Below are 19383 nucleotides of genomic sequence, written 5' to 3'. Positions count from 1 at the left end.
TAGTGTGAAGCCCCCGCCAATAACGCGCGGGGCTTTCATGAAAAGGACTATTCGAGATGAGCGATACCACTGAAATTCTGAGTACCAACACTGCGGCCGTTCTTGAGCAATCGCTGATGGCGTTTGGTGCCGGCATGTCGGTGCAAAGCCGCACCGACGTGAAGAACTCGTACCAGTTCGCCTCCCTCGTCGCCAGCAAGCTTTATGACCAGGAAGGCCAGGGCGAAGCCTGGTTCAAGCAATTTCTCAAAGTCATGCAGGATTGTGGTTGGGTCACTGCGCGCCGCAGCTACGAGCGTGAGTCTGTTTCCTCGCAAGCATTGACCGTCGGTGCTATCGCCTCCAAAGCGCTGGGCGCTGTCGGTACGGCTGTGCTGGGTGGGGCAATTGGCGTGGCGTTGAACAAGTTGACCAGCGATGCCTTGGCGAAGCTGATCGAAGTTGATCAGGCCCAGAAGCTTTTTGACCATAACGTAAAAGGCAAAGAGGCGGCCACAATCGGTCTGGCGTCCTGCATTGAAACCTCCGAGGGTGAAGTGGTCTTGGCCATGAGCTGTGTGCATTCCGACACCTTGGTCCGTGACCTGGATTCGTTTGTTCTTGAATGGAAAAGCAGCTCTACAGTGTTCTACACCGGCACAGCGGCGCTGTCGTTCAACAAGTCGCTGTACGAGCGACTGCGCGGCACCATCGAGAGCAAGCTGGGCGATAAAAGCCTCAACAACGTACTGGATTACGAGATCTGACCGCACAGGATGGCTCGCTCGGCGAGCCATCCTGTCACTTCAGGAGCAAGAATCATGGAAACGGACGATTACTCGCTGTGGACAGCAGGGGGCACCCTGCTGCTGATTGCCCCCCAAGTGCCACCTGCTCAACGGCAGGCAGTGCTTGACTCGTTGCTGTATGCCCAGCTGTTGGCCAACAAGGTGGTGGGGTCGCGCTTCACTCTGTATCCGTCGTGGTATGCGCGTTACCGGCAGGTGCTTTCTGAGCGTGGTTGGATCACAACCCAGTCCTTCTACGATACGCAGTCTGCAAACGGGTGTTCATTGATTGCCCCCATCCAGCCGGTGCGCCTTTGGCTGGACAGCCAATTCCCGATGGCGGACAACCTCATTGAGTACGGACTCGCCACGTTAAAAAAGACGCAGAACAACCTGGATAACTTTCGCCACTTCACCTTTGAAGGCCATGAGTCCGGCACACGGGTCGCCTTGGAAGTTGGCCTGGTTCATCCCGGGCCGGTGATAAATCTGTGCAGCATTGCATTGCAGACATCGGAACAGGTTGCCCATGTGAGCATCGAGGGGCCGCTACTCGCCAAAGCCTTGCAGGGCGACGTAGTTGTAAAGGGACTGTCGGCGCAACTGGACAACCAGCAGTTCGAGCCTCAGCGAGGGCAATTACGGGCGTTGATCGAGCGTAAGCAGCAAGAGCAATGTTACCTGTCGAATCTTGGCCGGGTGCAAGGAGGCAATCATGAGTAAGCAACAGGCGGCAGTGGTAGGCACCGGGCTGATGTCATTCATGCCTGGCTTGACGGTGGCACAACGAAGTTCGGTGCAGCTTGCATTGCTGCAAGCCGAGCAGGAAACGTGCTTTGTTCATGAACAAGGTCTTGTCGAGGACTGGTACAGCTATTACAAAAACAAGCTGAAGTTCTATGGCTGGGACGCGGTGCCGCCCAGCGAAGTGCACTGGCCGAGCAATGAGCGGCCGAATATTGTTGATCGTACGCTCAATACCATTTCAGCCATTGCCGGTAGCCACTATGCGACGTCCACCGAGCTGGCGCTGCAGGGGCTGAAGAACAATGCCGGGGCGTTGCTGCATTTTGAACAGCGTGCACGTCAGAACGGGCTGTTTCAGTTACTGCCGTGTGCACCGGCCAGAAACGGCGCGGTCGATATGGTGCTGTATCACGAAGTGATCAAGCGCTCGGAGATTGACGCCGGCTTTCTGTTTCGAACGCGTCGGCATCAACTGGTTAGGGCCGAATTGGTGCGCTTCAACACCCGTCTGTTCGATCAACAGTTCAGGAGCAAGGTCGAACGAAGCCTGCAGGCGATTGCCCTGCGAGAAATCCTCGAGCTGCAGATCTAGGGGACCAAGTAACCCTTGATTCCGGTAAAGATAATCTGTGCTGCCAGCGCACAGACAAACAAGCCCATCAACCGGCTGACAATTTGCAAACCCTGGTCGCCAAGTATTCGCTCGATCCGGTTCGAGAGGTACAGCACCAAGCCCACGGTGAAGCTGGCCAGGGCGATACTGGCGATGGCCAGCAACTTATCATCCCAGTGCGGCTGGCCGACGCCCATGACCAACAGAGCACCGATGGTGCCGGGGCCGACGGTCAGGGGGATGGTCAGCGGCACAATGGTGACGTCTTGCTGGACGTTGTCGGTCTGCACCGCCGACTTGCCCTGAGCCATGCCCAGAGCAGAAATGAACAGGACGCTGCCAGCACCGATGCGAAAAGCATCAACGGTGATACCGAACACACCAAAGATCGCCCGCCCGAACAGGTACAGCAGCACGCTGGCGATCAGCGCGGCAATGGCTACTTTCCAGGCCAGGCGTTTGCGCTCTTTGCTGGAATAGCCGCGGGTCAGACTGATAAAGCACGAGAGCACAAAGAACGGGCTGTAGAGCACGAGCATTTTCAGGTAAACGCTGAATAACTCATGGAGCATGATCGGGGCTCGCGGCAAGGGAAATGTGAAAGAAGTGTATCAGGGGCAGCCGAGCTTACGAGGTCGAAACCTGGTTGGGCTCAGCCTCGCGACGTGCCACCCAATGCTCAATCAACTCGCGCAATTGTGACAGCTCAACCGGCTTGGCCATGTGGCCGTCCATGCCGGCCAGGCGTGCGCGCTCTTTATGCTCGGCGAGGATATGCGCGGTCAGTGCTACTACGGGGGTACGCTTGCGCTGGTTGCTGATTTCCCAGATTCGTAGTTGTTGGGTTGCCGAGAAGCCATCAAGCACAGGCATCTCACAGTCCATCAGTACCAGGTCGTAGTGCTTGGTTTTCATCGCCTGCAGGGCTTCTTCTCCGTTGCTGGCGGTGTCGGGTTCCAGGCTGAGCTTGCCGAGCATGCCACGGATGACTTTGGTCGAGATGCTGTTGTCTTCTGCTACCAGGATGCGGAAATCGCTCGGCACGTTCAGTGTTGTACCCAGGCCGACCGGTGTCGGGAAAACGGGTTGGTCCTTGCTGCGCTGGGCCAGCTCTTGCGCCAGGGTGGTTTTGAGGGTGTAACCGGCAACCGGCTTGGCCAGAATCCGTTTGACTCCGGCATTGCGGGCAATGACCTTGCTCGGTGCATTGCTGATGCCGGTGAGCATGATCAGCAGAATATCGTGGTTCAGGCTCGGGTCTTCTTTGATTTTGGCTGCCAACTGCATGCCCGTCATACCGGGCATGTTCTGGTCGAGCAGGACCGCATCGAAATAGTCGCGCAAGTGAGCCTTGGTGCGCAGCAAGGCGAGGGCTTCCTTGCCCGAAGGCACGGCGCTGACGTTCATACCCCAGGCACTGCACTGCTGTACCAGGACTTTGCGACAGGTGTCGTTGTCGTCTACTACCAGCACCCGGGCACCACGCAGGGGGCCGTCGAGGTCGGTGGAAGGCTGTTCGAGGCGCTGCGGATCTAGGGGGAGGGTCAGCCACAACGTGTTGCCCAGGCCGTGGCTGGTCTTGATCCCGAACTCACCCTGCATCAGCGAGATCAGTTGCTTGGCAATGACCAGGCCCAGGTGCCCACCCAGCTTGTTGCTGGATAGAAAATGCTTACTGTGCAGTTCAGCCTGCAACAGCGCTTCGCGTTCGCCTGGGGCGATGGGGTCGCCACTGTCCTGCACGGCGATGCGCAAACGTGGAGCGTTGCCCCGTTGGTCGAGCGCTACCACTAGGAGAATCTCGCCCTGCTCGGTCTTCTTCAGGGCATTTTCCAAAAGACTCAGCAACGCCTGGCGCAGACGTGTCGGGTCACCGCTTATGACCCGGGGCACTTGCGGCTGAGTGAAGCTGATCAACTCGATATTCTGTTGTTCGGCCTTGGCGCGGAAAATACTCAGGCAATCTTCGATCAGCGCGTTGAGGTCGAATTGCACGTCGTCCAGCTCGATCTGCCCGGATTCGAGCTTGGAGATGTCGAGGATCTCGTTGATCAGTGTGAGCAGTTCATTACCGGCGCTGTGGATCGTTTGAACGTAGTCGCGTTGTTTGACTGAAAGCGGCGTGCCCAACAGCAGTTCGGTCATCCCCAATACACCGTTCATCGGTGTGCGGATTTCATGGCTGATCTTGGCCAGGAACTCGGCTTTGGCGTTGATTTCGGCATTGCTGGCGGCCAGCTCGCGACTGGCGCTGAAGCGCTCTTCACTGATACGGCGCAGGCGTTCGCTGACCGACAGATTGAGCAGCAGGCCGCTGAAGCTGGTCAGCCCCAGGAGAATGAACAGCAACCATTGCGTCGGTGTACGGGTCAATCCGAGCAATGCGGGCAGTACCACCAGGCAGCCAATATTGAAAGCGAGCATGGCTAGCGTAAACAGTCGCGCCGGCGCATAGCCCTTGTACCAGTGGTAGCTGGCAATCAGCAGCATACTCAAGCTGCCCACGGCGAATAGCGCGTAGGTCATCAGATTGAGCGGCAGCGTGTCGACGAACAGCAGTAGCAGGCCAGAGAGCCCGATCAGGATCATTTCAGCCTGCAGCAGTCGGCTTAGGCGGGGTTGTTCACAAGGCATGAAAAAGCGCAGCGTGAAAGTCAGGCCGGCCAGGCTGGCGAGCAAGGCAGTAAGATACGCGGCGGGGGTTTGGGCTGAATGCCAGAGGCTCCACCAGGGGCCGCTGAGATTGAGCAAAATCAGTGCGCTGAGCAGCATAAGTCCGTGATAGGCGGCCAGGCTCAGGCTGGTTGTGGAGCGCGAATAGGCGAAACGAATGAGGTTATGCAGCATCAGCATCAACAGGCAGCCAAACAACACGCCAAACATCAGAGGTTGGCGCTGATCGGCAGCGACCTGGGCAGCAGGTTCCAGGCTGATGCTCGGACGCAATTGATGCTCAGAAACCAGGCGCAGGTAGATATCCAGCGTATGCGGACTGTTCGGCAAAGCCAGTTGGTGGTCGCTGCTGCGTAGGGACAGTTCGCCGCTTTCGGCGGTACGACCGTTATGCATGTGCTTGATCAGGTGGTCGCCTTCAAGGGCGTAGAGATCAAGCCGAGACAGATCCGGCGCGAAGACCCGCAGCAGCTGTTCGTGCTGGCCGGGTTCCAGGCGGTAGTGCAACCACAGCGCCTGGTCTGGCGTTGCAGCATCGAGTTGGTTGAGCTGGAGGGGGCTGAATTGGTTGCGGTAGCGCTCGGAGCGCACGTCACTGAGCTGCAGGTTGGCCTGTTCATCGAGCAAAACCGCCCAGCCACTGCTTTGTTCGGCTGACGCCGGGAACAGGCAGAGCAAGGTCAGCAAGCTGACGGTGAGGCCAATGGCGATCCTGAGCCAACGCACAACGAAATCCCTTCTTAGCAAAGTGCTGGACGATAACTATGCGCGGCGCGCCGAGGCGAAGGCAAGGCCCATGGCGGGCCTTGTCGCCGAACCGGAAGCAGGACGCCGGTGGCGTCACTCCTTCCATAGGCTATTTTACTGCTGATCTTCACCACGTTCGCGGGCGATGGCGCGGTAACCGATGTCTTTTCGGTAGAAGCTGCCTTCCCAATTGATTTCGCCAGCCAGGCGGTAGGCCTGCTGTTGGGCGGCTTCGACGGTTTCACCCAGAGCTGTGGCGCACAGTACGCGACCGCCAGTAGCGACGACCTGACCGTCCTTGAGGGCGGTCCCGGCGTGGAACACTTTACCGGTCAAGTTGGCCGCAGCGTCCAGGCCGTTGATGACCGCGCCTTTGCTGTAATCGCCAGGGTAGCCACCGGCAGCCAGGACTACGCCCAGGCTCGGTTGTGGGTTCCACTGTGCTTCAACTTTGTCCAGCGCCTTGGCGAAGGCGGCTTCGATCAGCAGTACCAGGCTAGACTCCAGGCGCAACATGACTGGTTGGGTTTCCGGGTCACCGAAGCGGCAGTTGAACTCGATGACTTTTGGATTACCGGCTTTGTCGATCATCAGACCGGCATAGAGGAAACCAGTGTAGACATTGCCTTCTTCGGCCATGCCACGCACGGTCGGCCAGATCACCAGGTCCATGACCCGCTGGTGCACTTCGGCAGTGACCACAGGGGCAGGGGAGTAAGCACCCATGCCACCGGTATTCGGGCCGCTGTCGCCGTCGCCCACACGTTTGTGGTCCTGGCTGGTAGCCATTGGCAGCACGTTCTGGCCATCGACCATGACGATGAAGCTGGCTTCTTCGCCGTCAAGGAACTCTTCGATCACCACGCGCGAACCGGCATCGCCAAAAGCGTTGCCAGCGAGCATGTCGCGTACGGCATCTTCGGCTTCGGCCAGGGTCATGGCGACGATGACGCCTTTACCGGCGGCCAGGCCATCGGCCTTGATCACGATCGGTGCGCCTTTCTCGCGCAGGTAGGCCAGGGCCGGCTCGATCTCAGTGAAGTTCTGGTAGTCGGCGGTAGGGATCTTGTGGCGGGCCAGGAAGTCTTTGGTGAAGGCTTTCGAGCCTTCCAGTTGGGCTGCGCCTTTGGTGGGACCGAAGCAGTCCAGGCCGCGGCTGCGGAACAGGTCGACGACACCGGCAACCAGCGGGCCTTCAGGGCCGACGATGGTCAGGGCGACGTTTTTCTCAGCGAAATCGGCCAGTTGTTCCAGGGCGGTAACGTCGATGTCGACATTCTCGCACTTGGCTTCGGTGGCGGTGCCAGCGTTGCCTGGGGCAACGAAAACCTTTTCGACCCGTGGGTCCTGGGCAACTTTCCAGGCCAGGGCGTGTTCACGACCACCGCTACCGATAATCAAAACTTTCATGTTAAAACCTCGATGACGCTAATTCTTCAATCAGGAGGTAAAGCCTCCTGCGCTTCTGCTGTGTATGCATTGCGAGGTCGCAATGAAGTAGGTGGATGCAAGGCAGAGCAGGTCACGTTGAGCGCAGTTGCCTCCTGGCAATGAGCATCAGCGGGACCTGCTCCAACGCGGCAGACGCCTGCTTCAGTGCGGCCGTTTGACGATTAGTGGCGGAAGTGGCGCATGCCGGTGAATACCATGGCGATGCCGGCCTCATCAGCTGCGGCGATGACTTCAGCATCACGCATCGAACCGCCTGGCTGGATCACTGCCGTGATACCCACTTTAGCCGCATTATCGATACCGTCACGGAACGGGAAGAACGCATCCGAGGCCATGACCGCGCCCTGCACCTGCAGGCCAGCATGCTCGGCCTTGATTGCAGCAATACGCGCGGAATTCACGCGGCTCATCTGGCCAGCGCCGACACCGATTGTCTGACGGTTCTTGGCGTAGACGATGGCGTTGGACTTGACGTACTTGGCCACTTTCCAGGCGAAGATCAGGTCGTGGATTTCCTGCTCGGTTGGCGCACGCTTGGTGACCACTTTCAGGTCAGCCTCGGTGATCATACCAATGTCACGGCTCTGTACCAGCAGACCGCCGGTCACGCGCTTGTAGTCCCATGCAGCAGCACGCTCAGGCGACCACTGGCCGCAAGCCAGCAGGCGCACATTGGCCTTGGCAGCAACCACGGCGCGGGCTTCGTCGCTGACGCTCGGAGCGATGATCACTTCGACGAACTGACGCTCGACGATGGCTTTGGCAGTTTCTGCATCCAACTCACGGTTGAAGGCGATGATGCCGCCGAAAGCCGATTCGGTATCGGTGGCATAGGCCAGCTCGTAGGCCTGGCGGATGCCGCCTTCAGCGTCCGGGCTCACCGCCACGCCGCACGGGTTGGCGTGCTTGACGATGACACAGGCCGGCTTGACGAAGCTCTTCACGCACTCCAGCGCGGCGTCAGTGTCGGCCACGTTGTTGTACGACAGTTCTTTACCTTGCAGCTGCACCGCAGTGGCGATGCCGGCTTCGGCAGGCTTGCCTTCGACATAGAACGCCGCACTCTGGTGCGGGTTCTCGCCGTAGCGCATTTCCTGAGTCTTGATGAACTGGCTGTTGAAGGTGCGCGGGAACTCGCTGCGACCTTCAGTGCTCAGGGTTTCGGCAGTCTGATTAACCGTGCCCATGTAGTTGGCGATCATGCCGTCGTAGGCAGCCGTGTGTTCGAACGCCTTGAACATCAGGTCGAAACGCTGGGCGTAGGTCAAACCGCCAGCCTTGAGGTTTTCCAGGACCTGACCGTAATCGCTGGCATTGACCACGATGGCAACGTCTTTGTGGTTCTTGGCTGCCGAGCGAACCATGGTCGGGCCGCCGATGTCGATGTTCTCGATGGCGGTCGGCAGGTCACAGCCTGGTTTGGAAATGGTGGCTTCGAACGGGTAGAGGTTGACCGCAACCAGGTCTATCGGCTTGATTCCGTGCTCAGCCATGATGGCGTCGTCGGTGCCGCGGCGGCCAAGGATACCGCCGTGGATTTTCGGGTGCAGGGTCTTGACCCGGCCGTCCATCATTTCGGCAAAGCCGGTGTAGTCGGCAACTTCCACCGCGGCAACGCCGTTGTCCTGGAGCAGCTTGAAGGTGCCGCCGGTGGACAGGATCTCGACGCCAAGCTGTTGCAGCTCACGGGCGAATTCAAGGATCCCGGTCTTGTCGGAAACACTGATCAAGGCGCGGCGGATCGGCAGGCGGGTAGTCTGGTCGGTCATTTCAGATTCCATAACGCGGTGGAGTCAGCAAAAAAGGCGACCTCATCGAATGGGAGCCGCCTTTTCTGGTTTGGATGCTTGCTTACAACAAATCGTACTGCTTCAGCTTTTTGCGCAAGGTGCCGCGGTTGAGTCCGAGCAGCTCACTGGCCTTGGTCTGGTTGCCCTTGACGTAGTTCATCACGCTTTCGAGCAACGGCGCTTCGACTTCCGAGAGCACCAGGTTGTACACGTCCGTGACGGCCGCGCCCTCCAGATGGGCGAAATAGTTGTGCAGCGCCTTTTCCACACTGCCGCGAAGGGTCTGACCCTCTTCGCTCGGTGTATTCAGGTGCTGTTTCAGGTTGACGTTGTCGCTCACGGGCGTTGTTCCACTCACTAAAGTCTCGGTCATCATCGTCATGCGGCCACCCCTTGTCCGTCCTCTGTCTCAAGGCTCTGTTCACGTTCGCGGAAAAAGCCGCGAACGTCGGCGCACTGCGCTTGCGTATCTTCCAAACGATTGAACTGGGCGCGAAACTCCCTGGCGCCCGGAAGCGTTGCCAAGTACCAGCCGACATGCTTGCGGGCGATGCGTACGCCCATGACATCGCCATAGAAGGCGTGCAGCGCGGCTAGGTGCTCCAGCAGTATGCGTTCCACTTCTTGCAACTGCGGCGCCGGCGAATGTTCGCCGGTACGCAGGTAGTGCTCGATCTCGCGAAAAATCCACGGCCGCCCTTGGGCAGCCCGGCCTATCAACAGGCCATCGGCCCCGGTCGCCTGAAGCACGGCCCGGGCCTTTTCTGGCGAAGTGATATCGCCATTGGCAAACACTGGGATCGACACCGCCTGCTTGATCTCAGCGATGGTGTCGTACTCGGCGTCGCCGGTGTAAAGGTCGGCGCGGGTCCGTCCGTGTACCGCCAGTGCCTGGATCCCGGCCTGTTCGGCAATCTTTGCCACCGTCAGGCCGTTCTTGTTCGCCCTGTCCCAACCCGTGCGGATTTTCAGCGTGACCGGTACATCCACGGCGGCAACCACCGCGTGGAGGATCTCGCTGACCAAGGCTTCATCTTTCAATAAAGCAGAGCCTGCAGCTTTGTTGCAGACTTTTTTTGCCGGGCAGCCCATGTTGATATCGATGATCTGTGCGCCAGCTTCGACGTTGGCCCGGGCTGCAGCGGCAAGCATCTGCGCGTCACCACCGGCGATCTGTACCGAGCGTGGCTCGGGATCACCTTGGTGAATCATGCGCAGACGCGACTTGCGGCTGTTCCACAGGCTCATGTCGCTGCTGACCATCTCCGACACCACCAGGCCTGCACCCATTCGTCGGCAGAGCTGACGAAATGGCTGATCCGTGACCCCGGCCATCGGCGCGAGGATCAGGTTGTTCTGCAGTGTGTATGGGCCGATGCGTACCGCCGACATAGGAGTTCCCTGTTGTGGGGCCGGATCATTAGAGTTCGAAAAAGGGTTGGCATGATACCCGCTCTCGGTGACCGGATAAAGATGGATTTGGATAAAATCTGAACAACTGCGGCGTTATGTCCGACAGTTTGGAGTGCCGGGCATGCTGGCCGAGAGCTATTCGGGGGAGCGGAAGCTCAGGCTGTAATTGACCGCCTTGGGCCCTGGATCGAGGATGTCCAGGGCAATGTGGATTGGCACCTGGCTGGGCATCTCGCCCTTGCCGGCCAATTCGCCGCTCAGGTATTCGCCGGGTTTGAAGCGCCGGCTGGCGATCAATTGGCCATTGAGGTCGGCAAAGCGCAGCTCCAGCAGCGGGAACGGCTGGGTGAACGGCGCGCGGTTGTAGATGATCGCATCGACAATCAGTGCCCCGTTAAAGTCCGGGTGGCTGCGCACCACCAGGTTGCTGCTCTTGATTCGGGCGATGTCTACTCGCGACGGGACCTTGCAGCCCACCTGTGGGCAGATCTGCTGGAACCAGGGGCGGTACTGGTCCTGGCGGGCCAGTTCGTCGAAGTGGTACCAGATGTACTGGCCCGCCAAGGCGGCGGCGGCCAGCAGCACCAGGGCTATCCAAAGCAAGCGCTTGCCCCAATGGGCCTTGGGCTTTTGCCAATCCAACTGCAACGGGTCGTCCACCAGATCGAGCAGCGGCTCCTTGCGTTCAGGGCGACTGGAGGCCGCGCCGAATCCCGGCTCAAGACGCTCGTCGGAAGCGTTGGGTCGGGGTTCGAGGTCATCATCCGGCTCATTGGCCGACAGATGCTCCATCGCAATGTCGTCACGCTCGGCGGCGATGGGGTGGGGATGATGCGGTTCATCATCCAGATCGTCATCGAGCACATCAGGATTCAGCGACAGCGAAGGCTCTGTACGCTCGCCGGGCTCCGGGGCAAGGTCCAGTGGTGCTTGTTCAATGAGCGGCGGTTGCGGCTCGTCGAACTCCTCTGCCAGCGGCTCGCGCTCGCTGGCTGGGGTGCTGAACAGGCTATCGGGCCAGTGCTGATCGTCGCGCTCCGGTTCGTCACGGTGGGCGCTGAGGCTGTCCTCACGTGGTGCGCTGGCCTTGTACTCGGTGGTCGGCTGGATTTCACGCTGTTCCAGTCGTGCCAGTTCCTCATCCAGGTCGAGCTGGTCGAGGTCCAGTTCAGCAGCGCTCCAGGTGTGCTGCCTGACTGATGCCTCGGGTGCTGGCACTGGCACTGGCACTGGTGCTGAGACCGTGGGCTCGGCACTTGCAGGCTCTACCGCGGGCTGTTGCGCCGCACTTTGCTCCAGCAGCTGTTTGGCGGCGTTGAATACCTGCAGGCAGGCGCCGCAACGCACCACGCCGCGGGCCACGCTCAATTGATTGTGGTTGACGCGAAAGCTGGTCTGGCAATGCGGGCACTGGGTGACGAAACTGTCGGTCATGCGGCGGTCCGGGTTATACAGAAGGTTATTCTAGGCGCACTTAGCGGCGGCGACCACTGATGCGTACCCAGCCGTCGCGAACGGTAATCGGGTCCAGGTCGAAGTCATTGGCGTAGGCTGCGGCGACTTCTTCGCCCTGTTCGGCCAGAATGCCCGACAGCGCCAACAGACCACCCGGGCGCACCAGCCCGGACAGTTGCGGGGCCAGGGAGACCAGTGGGCCGGCAAGGATGTTGGCCACGAGCACGTCGGCCTGCATTGCTGGCATGTGTTCAGGTAGGTACAGGGCGAATTTTTCGTCGGCAATACCGTTACGACCGGCGTTGTCGCGGGAGGCTTCCAGGGCCTGGACGTCGATATCGGTACCGACCGCTTCGCGAGCGCCGAGCAGCAGCGCAGCAATCGCCAGAATTCCCGAGCCGCAGCCGAAATCGAGCACCTGTACGTCTTGCAGGTCTTGGCCGTCGAGCCATTCCAGGCACAGGGCAGTAGTCGGGTGGGTGCCAGTGCCGAATGCCAGGCCCGGATCGAGCAGCAAGTTGACTGCTTCAGGTTCTGGCGCTGCGTGCCAGCTTGGCACGATCCACAGGCGCTGACCGAAACGCATTGGTTGGAAGTTGTCCATCCAGCTGCGTTCCCAGTCTTGATCTTCAATGACTTCGGCCTGGTGCTCCGGCAGCGCAGCGCCGGTGAGCAGCTGCAAATGGGCGAACACTGCAGCGGCGTCGGTATCGGCTTCGAACAGCGCCAGCAAATGGGTGTGCGACCACAGCGGCGTGGTGTTCAGGTCGGGTTCGAAGATCGGCTGATCTTCGGCGTCCATGAAGGTGACCGAAACTGCGCCTACTTCGAGCAGGGCATCTTCATAGGTTTCGGCTTGTTCCGGGCTGATGGCCAGACGTACTTGCAGCCAAGGCATGGCGGGCACCTTTGGGAAAATCTACAGGGGCAGCTCAGGGCTGCGAGAAGCCCGCCAGTTTACTTGAGTGCGAGGGGTTTGTGGGAATGCTTCGTGGGGCTCCCGCGCTCTGCCTGGCGTAGCCGCTGCCGCCAGGCTGCGATCGGTCGCGAAGCGGTCGTAGGCTGTTCGCAGCGACTGCTGCGCAGTCGATCGCAGCCTGGCGGCAGCGGCTACAGTGCAAAAAAAACCCCGGTCAATAGGCCGGGGTCCTTTTCACATCACTGCGGAATCACTCCTGGTTAGCCAGTTTGTGTTCCAGATAGTGAATGTTGACGCCACCTTTGCAGAAACCTTCATCACGCACCAGGTCGCGGTGCAGTGGGATGTTGGTCTTGATGCCATCGACGACGATCTCGTCCAGGGCATTGCGCATGCGTGCCATGGCTTCGTCACGGTCTTTGCCGTAGGTGATCAGCTTGCCGATCAGCGAGTCGTAGTTCGGCGGAACCGCATAGCCACTGTACAGGTGCGAGTCGACGCGAACGCCGTTGCCGCCTGGGGCGTGGAAGTGCTTGACGGTGCCTGGGCTCGGGATGAACTTCTTCGGGTCTTCAGCGTTGATCCGGCACTCCAGGGAGTGACCACGAATCACCACGTCATCCTGGGTAAACGACAGCTTGTTGCCAGCGGCGATGCTGAGCATCTCCTTGACGATGTCGATACCGGTGACCATCTCCGAAACCGGGTGCTCCACCTGAACACGGGTGTTCATTTCGATGAAGTAGAAACTACCGTTTTCGTAGAGGAACTCGAAGGTACCAGCGCCACGGTAGCCGATCTCGATGCAGGCATCGACACAGCGCTTGAAGACTTCCTGGCGGGCTTTTTCGTCGATACCGGGTGCCGGTGCTTCTTCCAGTACTTTCTGGTGGCGGCGCTGCAGCGAGCAGTCGCGGTCACCCAGGTGCACGGCGTTGCCCTGGCCATCGGACAGTACCTGGACTTCCACGTGGCGTGGGTTGGTCAGGAACTTCTCGAGATAAACCATTGGGTTGCCGAATGCAGCACCGGCTTCGGTACGGGTCAGCTTGGCCGAGGCGATCAGGTCCTCTTCCTTGTGCACCACGCGCATACCGCGACCACCGCCGCCGCCGGCGGCCTTGATGATCACTGGGTAGCCGACTTCACGGCCGATGCGCAGGGCTTCTTCTTCGTCTTCCGGCAGCGGGCCGTCGGAGCCCGGCACGGTCGGAACGCCGGTTTTGATCATCGCGTCCTTGGCCGATACCTTGTCACCCATCAGGCGAATGGTGTCGGCTTTCGGGCCGATGAAGGCAAAACCGGAATTCTCCACCTGCTCGGCGAAGTCGGCGTTTTCCGCGAGGAAGCCATAGCCTGGGTGAATGGCGGTAGCGCCGGTCACTTCAGCAGCGGCAATGATCGCCGGGATGTGCAGGTAGGACTGGCTGGCCGAAGCAGGACCGATGCAGACCGACTCGTCTGCCAGGCCCAGGTGCATCAGTTCGCGGTCGGCCGTCGAGTGTACGGCGACGGTCTTGATGCCCAGCTCTTTGCAGGCACGCAGGATCCGCAGGGCAATTTCCCCGCGGTTGGCGATCAGGACTTTTTCCAGCTTCGCAGACATCGTTGGCTCTCCGCGGTTCAAACGATGGTGAACAGCGGCTGGTCGAACTCAACCGGCTGACCGTCTTCTACCAGAATGGACTCGATCACACCGCTGGTTTCAGCTTCGATGTGGTTCATCATCTTCATGGCTTCAACGATGCACAGCGTGTCGCCTTTCTTCACGGTCTGGCCAACTTCAACGAAGGCAGGCGAGCTAGGCGAGGCTTTGCGGTAGAAAGTACCGACCATTGGCGAACGGGCAACGGTGCCGTTCAGCTTGGCAGCGGCTGGAGCGGCGTCGGCAGCTGGAGCAGCGGCGACAGGCGCGGCGGCTGGAGCAGGAGCGGCGACAGGAGCCGGAGCGTAGTACTGCTGGGCTGGGGTCTTGCTGTGGCGGCTGATCCGTACGGATTCCTCGCCTTCCTTGATCTCCAGCTCGTCGATGCCAGACTCTTCCAGCAGTTCGATCAGTTTCTTGACTTTACGGATATCCATTAATCATCAACTCCCAAGGTTCGGTCAGGGGCGTAAATATAAAAACGTGTTAGCAAACGTTTCTTGTGAGCCCTGGCCCGTAGGCCAGGTTCTCGTCATCAGGGCTTTGCGTTAGCAGCCAGGTGTTCCAGGGCAGACTCCAGGGCCAGGCGGTAGCCAGTGGCGCCCAGGCCGCAAATCACCCCTACTGCGACATCAGAGAAGTAGGAGTGATGGCGAAAAGGTTCGCGTTTGTGCACGTTGGACAAATGCACTTCGATGAATGGGATGCTCACTGCCAGCAATGCGTCACGTAATGCGACGCTTGTGTGTGTGAAAGCCGCCGGATTGATCAGAATGAAGTCGACGCCTTCGCTGCGCGCGGCGTGGATGCGGTCGATCAATTCATACTCGGCATTGCTTTGCAGGTACTGCAAGTGATGGCCGGCGGCGCGGGCGCGCTGCTCCAGGTCCTGGTTGATCTGCGCCAGAGTGACGGCGCCATAGACGCCCGGTTCGCGGGTGCCAAGCAGGTTCAGGTTGGGGCCGTGCAGCACCAGTAGCGTTGCCATCTGTGAATCCTTTTTATCGTTAGGAATCGTTGCGCGGCGACTATGCCGTAAACCGGCGGGCACTGTCCAGTTACCAGCAATAGCCAGCACGATGACCGATATTCACGCTAAATATGTGACTAATTTATTAATTTCAGTCATCGATAAAAGCTTTTCTGCAGCCAGATCAAGTTATAGACCCAGATCGGCGCGAATGCGCGTCAGGTGCTCGGCAAATTCGCCGGCGTTTGTCTCTCCTACTACCCGAACGCTGGTTTTTTCGCTGCCGTTCGCGGCAAAGAACAACAGCGCCGGTGGGCCGAACAGTTGATAGCGATCGAGCAGGGCGCGTTGCTCGGCGGTACTGGCCGTGATATCGAAACGCAATAGCGTGTAGTCCTTGAGCTGAGGCAGCACCGCCGGGGCGTTGAGCACTTCATGTTCAATCACTTTGCAGCTGATGCACCAGTCGGCGTACCAGTCCAGCAGCACAGGCTTTCCGGCCGCCTTGGCAGTAGCAAGGGCGCTGTCCAGCGCGGCGGGGGTGGTGACGGTCTGCCAGGCACTGACACTACTGGTCTGGTTGCTTGGGCTACTGTTGGCGATGTTGGCCTGGGGCAGCGGGCGCAGTGGATCGGTCTGCCCGCTGAGGGCGCCGTACCAGCAGGTCAGGGCGTAAAACAGCAAGGCCAGACCGAGTAACTGGGCCAGGCGCTGGCGAGTGGTTTTGACCGTGAACTCCAGGGCACCAAGGAACACGGCCACCCCGGCGGCCAGCGCACCGACCAGGAGCAAGGTGATCTGCCCCGGTAGCACCCGGCTAAGCAGGCCGATGGCCAGGCCCAACAGCAGTACGCCGATGGCATTTTTCACCGTGACCAGCCACGGCCCGCTTTTCGGCAGCCAGGCCGCGCCGCCAGTCGCCACCAGCAGTAGTGGAGCGCCCATGCCCAGGCCCAGGGCGAACAGTTTCAGCGCGCCGCCGACAGCATCACCGCTGGCGCTGATATACAGCAGTGCCCCAGCTAGCGGCGCTGATACACAGGGCGATACCAGCAGGCTGGAAAACACCCCGAGAATTGCCGCGCCGAGCAGCGAGCCGCCTTTGGTCTGGCCTACCAGGCGTTCCAGGCGTTGGCTGATGGCGTGCGGCAGTTTCAACTCGAACAGGCCGAACATCGCTAGGGCGAACAGTACGAAAAACAGCGAGAACGGCACCAGCACCCAGGCTGATTGCAAGCGTGCCTGCAGGTTCATACCGGCGCCGAACAGGCCCATCAGTGCGCCAAGCAGTGCGAAGCAAGCGGCCATCGGCAGTACGTAGGCCAGCGACAGGCTGAAACCGCGCAGACCGCCCACCTGGCCACGCAAAACGACGCCGGAGAGGATCGGCAGCATCGGCAAGACGCAAGGGGTGAAGGTCAGGCCGACACCTGCGAGAAAGAACAGCAGCAGTTCTTTCCAGGTCCAGACTTTTACCGCCGTCTGCGCGACATCGGTGGTTGAAACGGCTCCCGTACCATCAACACTGAGGCGGGCGGTTTCCGGTGGGTAGCACAAGCCTTTGTCGGCGCAGCCTTGGTAGCCGACCAGTAGGGTAAAGGCGCGCGAGTCGTTGGCGGGCCGGGGGATATCTATGTCGAGAATGCCGTGGTAGACCTCGACGTCGCCGAAGAACTCGTCGTGCTTGGCTTCACCGGGCGGGATCTGTGCTTTACCCAGCGCGATGTCGGCGGGTTCGGTGCGAAACTGGAAGCGATGGCGATACAGGTAATAGCCATCGGTGGCGACGAAGCGCAGTTTGAGGGTGTGTGCGTCGCTTTGAATGAGGCTCAGCTTGAAGGCTTCGTGCACCGGCAAGAAGTCGCTGCTGTTGTTCAGCGAGGCAGCGCCAAGGGTGGCACTGGGACGGTTGTCGAGCAGGCCGGCGCCGACGGCGGGCAAGGCCAGGAGCAGAAACAGTAGGCAAAGCAGGCGGCGCATGGCGGTCTCGCAGTACAGAAGTGCCTGCATGATAACGGACTAAGGCGATGTCTGCAGTCAGCGCAATACGCGGGGGCTTGTATCGCCGGGTAGGCCGGCTCCCACACAAGGTTTGGTTTTTCATGGGGGAGGCGGCCTTGCCGACAATACGCAGATTACAATCGGAAGGCCTGAACAGCCGTGTTCAACGCACCGCCGAGCTTGAGCAACTGCTCACCCTGCTCACGCCCTTCACCAATACGTTGGAGGTTGTCTTCTCCCAAGTCATGAATCCGCTCACTGTGGTCACGAATCTCGCTCACGGCGCCGCTTTGCTGCGCCGTGACGTCGGCAATTCTTACCGCGGTAGCCGAAATGGTCTGGATTGACGCGACGATTTCATCCAGCGCGCCATCGGCCGCCTGAGCCTGGTCGGCCGTGGCTTGGGCATGCTCCAGCTGGGCGCGCATGCCCTCCACGGATTCGCGGGCCGCTTGCTGCAGGCGGCCAATCAGGGTTTGGATCTCGCCGGTAGCGCCGGTAGTGCGCTGGGCCAGCGAGCGAACTTCTTCGGCCACGACGGCAAAGCCGCGACCCATTTCCCCGGCGCGCGCCGCTTCAATTGCCGCATTGAGGGCCAGCAGGTTGGTCTGTTCGGCAATCGAGCGAATCACCGTTAGCACACCGCCGATGGTCGCCGACTCTTCAGCCAGTTGCTCAATCATTTGTGCATTGCCTTGTACTTCATCGACCAAGGTGCGCAGTCCAGTCAGGCTCTGGCCGATGACGGCTTGGCCCTGCTCCACTGCGCGTCCGGCGTCGCGGCTGGCGTCGGCGGCTTGGCTGGCGTCGCCAGCCACTTGCAAGATGGTCGCCTCCAGCTCGCCGAGGGCGTCGCGGATTTGCGCCGTGTCGCCGGCCTGGCGTTCGGCGCCCTGGTGCAGGGCGCTGCTCATGCCGGCCAGGGCATGGCTGCTGCCAGCCACCTGTTCAGCATTGCTGCGGATGGTCCCGACCAGTTCCACCAGGTAGAGGCGCAGGCGGTTTAGGGAGTCCTGAATGTCGTGCATTTCACGGTTGCTTTTGCCCAAGGCGATGGCGTGCGCGAAGTCACCTTCGGCCCAGCGTGACAGGGCTGGCGCCAGGTTGGTCAGCACCCTGGCCAAGCGCCGTTGCAGCGTATCGATGAGCAAGGCGATCAGCAGTATCAGGCCAATCATCAGGCCCTGGATCAGGCGCACTTCACCCTGGATCGAGGCGTGCTGGCTGCGCACCATCGGTTCAAGGGCGGCAATCGCCTGTTGCACGGCGGCGATCTGCTGATGGGTGCTAGTGGCCAGCTCGCTACGACGCTGGATTTGCTCACGGGTGCGTTGCAGTTCTCCCGGATAGCGTTTGAGCAAGCTGTTCAGTTCACGTTTGAGGGCGACTCCGGCGTCTTCGGTTTCGCGGCTGCTTTGCGTCTCCAGGCCCATTAGGGCAGCGAAGTCATCGGTATTCGATTCGCGGGCAGCGGCGACCCCAAGCAGCGGCAACTGATCAAGCTGGTGGGCTTGGGTGATGATGTGTTGCAACTCGCGCTCCACTTCATCGGCTAGCTCGCTGCGACCGCTGCTGACCAACTTGTCGCGTGTCAGCGACAGCCGCGAGAGGTGCAGTGAAGCCTGAAACAACACTGGCGCATAACCTCCGGCATCGCTGCTGGTACTGCTGTTGGCGTAGCTGGCCAGTTGATCAAGGCTCGCCCCCAGCTCGCGCTCAGCCTGCAGCAGCAAGGCCTGTGGGTCGCCGGCCAGCTTGCCAGCTGCCAGCAACTCATTGCCAGTAAAGCGCTGCAGGTTGTCCAGGCTCGGACGTACCGTGGCAGACAAGCGCTCGGGCAGTTGCTTGAGCTCCTCCTGGAGGGCTGCCGTCGTTTGCACCGCCGTAGCATGGCGCAACGCATCGCCGCTGCTCAGGTAATCCTCGATGTTGCGTGCTGCCTGATTCTGGAACTGCTGCGACAGCGACAGGTACCACTCCATGATTTGATAAGGGCGCTCCAGCGCCCGCTGCGACCACCACAGGGTGGCACCCAGGGCGATACAGACAGTTACCAGCAACAGGGTGTTGAAATTGGTTAGCAGTTTCAGGCGCATGTGCAGGGTCTACCAACGGCCGAATGGTAAGCCCCTGAAGTTATTGCGTTTTTGTGACCGGGTGATGACGAAGTTGGGCTGCGCGCTAAAAAAGT

Annotated in this window: 16 protein-coding genes; 3 read left to right on the top strand and 13 right to left on the bottom strand. The window is 60.1% G+C overall.

Annotated elements, in window-relative coordinates:
• The first annotated feature begins 56 nt into the window (after positions 1 to 56).
• The 3 genes from CX511_RS23300 to CX511_RS23290 are packed head-to-tail and all read left to right on the top strand — an operon-like array spanning position 57 to position 2106.
• Positions 57 to 746, top strand: a complete 690-nt coding sequence (locus CX511_RS23300) for a hypothetical protein (protein ID WP_101292308.1) — start codon at positions 57 to 59, stop codon at positions 744 to 746.
• A 54-nt stretch (positions 747 to 800) separates the two neighbouring features.
• Positions 801 to 1490 (top strand): hypothetical protein, encoded by a 690-nt coding sequence (locus tag CX511_RS23295; protein WP_052675479.1) that lies wholly within the window; start codon positions 801 to 803, stop codon positions 1488 to 1490.
• Positions 1483 to 2106 (top strand): hypothetical protein, encoded by a 624-nt coding sequence (locus CX511_RS23290; protein ID WP_101292310.1) that lies wholly within the window; start codon positions 1483 to 1485, stop codon positions 2104 to 2106. Before CX511_RS23295 ends, CX511_RS23290 begins: the two co-directional genes overlap by 8 nt.
• Here CX511_RS23290 and tspR read toward each other — a convergent pair.
• The 13 genes from tspR to CX511_RS25740 form a co-directional block, all read right to left on the bottom strand.
• Positions 2103 to 2699 carry a type III secretion system genes modulator TspR gene (tspR, locus tag CX511_RS23285; protein WP_045182289.1) on the bottom strand — a complete coding sequence of 199 codons (597 nt, stop codon included), beginning with the start codon at positions 2697 to 2699 and terminating at the stop codon, positions 2103 to 2105. The two genes, CX511_RS23290 and tspR, sit on opposite strands and share 4 nt — an antisense overlap.
• A 55-nt stretch (positions 2700 to 2754) precedes the next feature.
• On the bottom strand, positions 2755 to 5526 hold the full coding sequence (locus tag CX511_RS23280) for a hybrid sensor histidine kinase/response regulator (protein ID WP_101292312.1): 2772 nt from the start codon (positions 5524 to 5526) through the stop codon (positions 2755 to 2757).
• Between the two features lie 135 nt (positions 5527 to 5661).
• Positions 5662 to 6957, bottom strand: a complete 1296-nt coding sequence (gene purD / locus CX511_RS23275; protein WP_045182292.1) for a phosphoribosylamine--glycine ligase — start codon at positions 6955 to 6957, stop codon at positions 5662 to 5664.
• A 203-nt stretch (positions 6958 to 7160) separates the two neighbouring features.
• Entirely contained in the window at positions 7161 to 8768 is a 1608-nt protein-coding gene (purH, locus tag CX511_RS23270) for a bifunctional phosphoribosylaminoimidazolecarboxamide formyltransferase/IMP cyclohydrolase (RefSeq protein WP_101292314.1), read from the bottom strand.
• Positions 8769 to 8850: 82 nt separating this feature from the next.
• Positions 8851 to 9171: a DNA-binding transcriptional regulator Fis gene (fis, locus tag CX511_RS23265; protein ID WP_003186237.1), complete on the bottom strand. Its 321-nt coding sequence runs from the start codon at positions 9169 to 9171 to the stop codon at positions 8851 to 8853.
• Positions 9168 to 10181: a tRNA dihydrouridine synthase DusB gene (gene dusB / locus CX511_RS23260; protein WP_045182298.1), complete on the bottom strand. Its 1014-nt coding sequence runs from the start codon at positions 10179 to 10181 to the stop codon at positions 9168 to 9170. The genes fis and dusB overlap by 4 nt, the downstream gene beginning before the upstream one ends.
• 156 nt (positions 10182 to 10337) lie before the next feature.
• Complete coding sequence (locus tag CX511_RS23255) at positions 10338 to 11636, bottom strand: DUF3426 domain-containing protein (protein ID WP_101292316.1); 1299 nt, start codon at positions 11634 to 11636, stop codon at positions 10338 to 10340.
• 40 nt (positions 11637 to 11676) lie between these two features.
• The gene (gene prmA / locus CX511_RS23250; RefSeq protein ID WP_045182301.1) at positions 11677 to 12555 is read right to left on the bottom strand and encodes a 50S ribosomal protein L11 methyltransferase; all 879 of its coding nucleotides are present in this window, start codon (positions 12553 to 12555) and stop codon (positions 11677 to 11679) included.
• A 271-nt stretch (positions 12556 to 12826) separates the two neighbouring features.
• Positions 12827 to 14182 carry an acetyl-CoA carboxylase biotin carboxylase subunit gene (accC, locus tag CX511_RS23245; protein ID WP_038997371.1) on the bottom strand — a complete coding sequence of 452 codons (1356 nt, stop codon included), beginning with the start codon at positions 14180 to 14182 and terminating at the stop codon, positions 12827 to 12829.
• A 17-nt stretch (positions 14183 to 14199) separates the two neighbouring features.
• On the bottom strand, positions 14200 to 14658 hold the full coding sequence (accB, locus tag CX511_RS23240) for an acetyl-CoA carboxylase biotin carboxyl carrier protein (RefSeq protein ID WP_045182306.1): 459 nt from the start codon (positions 14656 to 14658) through the stop codon (positions 14200 to 14202).
• Positions 14659 to 14756: 98 nt separating this feature from the next.
• Positions 14757 to 15209, bottom strand: a complete 453-nt coding sequence (gene aroQ / locus CX511_RS23235) for a type II 3-dehydroquinate dehydratase (RefSeq protein WP_045182308.1) — start codon at positions 15207 to 15209, stop codon at positions 14757 to 14759.
• 171 nt (positions 15210 to 15380) lie between these two features.
• A complete protein-coding gene (locus CX511_RS23230; protein WP_101292348.1) occupies positions 15381 to 17171 on the bottom strand; it encodes a protein-disulfide reductase DsbD in 1791 nt (596 codons plus the stop codon).
• A 155-nt stretch (positions 17172 to 17326) separates the two neighbouring features.
• Entirely contained in the window at positions 17327 to 18106 is a 780-nt protein-coding gene (locus tag CX511_RS25740) for a methyl-accepting chemotaxis protein (protein ID WP_409077869.1), read from the bottom strand.
• Between the last annotated feature and the right edge of the window lie 1277 nt (positions 18107 to 19383).

This window comes from Pseudomonas sp. S06B 330 (assembly GCF_002845275.2).
In the GTDB taxonomy this organism is placed as follows: domain Bacteria; phylum Pseudomonadota; class Gammaproteobacteria; order Pseudomonadales; family Pseudomonadaceae; genus Aquipseudomonas.
Note: the sequence above shows the minus strand (reverse complement) of the source record. Positions and strands in the feature narration are given on the sequence as shown.

Coding starts and splice junctions, on each gene's coding strand:
- CX511_RS23300 (WP_101292308.1), top strand. CDS start 57: ATGAGCGATACCACTGAAATTCTGAGTACCAACACTGCGGCCGTTCTT.
- CX511_RS23295 (WP_052675479.1), top strand. CDS start 801: ATGGAAACGGACGATTACTCGCTGTGGACAGCAGGGGGCACCCTGCTG.
- CX511_RS23290 (WP_101292310.1), top strand. CDS start 1,483: ATGAGTAAGCAACAGGCGGCAGTGGTAGGCACCGGGCTGATGTCATTC.
- tspR (WP_045182289.1), bottom strand. CDS start 2,699: ATGCTCCATGAGTTATTCAGCGTTTACCTGAAAATGCTCGTGCTCTAC.
- purD (WP_045182292.1), bottom strand. CDS start 6,957: ATGAAAGTTTTGATTATCGGTAGCGGTGGTCGTGAACACGCCCTGGCC.
- purH (WP_101292314.1), bottom strand. CDS start 8,768: ATGACCGACCAGACTACCCGCCTGCCGATCCGCCGCGCCTTGATCAGT.
- fis (WP_003186237.1), bottom strand. CDS start 9,171: ATGACGATGATGACCGAGACTTTAGTGAGTGGAACAACGCCCGTGAGC.
- dusB (WP_045182298.1), bottom strand. CDS start 10,181: ATGTCGGCGGTACGCATCGGCCCATACACACTGCAGAACAACCTGATC.
- CX511_RS23255 (WP_101292316.1), bottom strand. CDS start 11,636: ATGACCGACAGTTTCGTCACCCAGTGCCCGCATTGCCAGACCAGCTTT.
- prmA (WP_045182301.1), bottom strand. CDS start 12,555: ATGCCTTGGCTGCAAGTACGTCTGGCCATCAGCCCGGAACAAGCCGAA.
- accC (WP_038997371.1), bottom strand. CDS start 14,182: ATGTCTGCGAAGCTGGAAAAAGTCCTGATCGCCAACCGCGGGGAAATT.
- accB (WP_045182306.1), bottom strand. CDS start 14,658: ATGGATATCCGTAAAGTCAAGAAACTGATCGAACTGCTGGAAGAGTCT.
- aroQ (WP_045182308.1), bottom strand. CDS start 15,209: ATGGCAACGCTACTGGTGCTGCACGGCCCCAACCTGAACCTGCTTGGC.
- CX511_RS23230 (WP_101292348.1), bottom strand. CDS start 17,171: ATGCGCCGCCTGCTTTGCCTACTGTTTCTGCTCCTGGCCTTGCCCGCC.
- CX511_RS25740 (WP_409077869.1), bottom strand. CDS start 18,106: ATGAGCAGCGCCCTGCACCAGGGCGCCGAACGCCAGGCCGGCGACACG.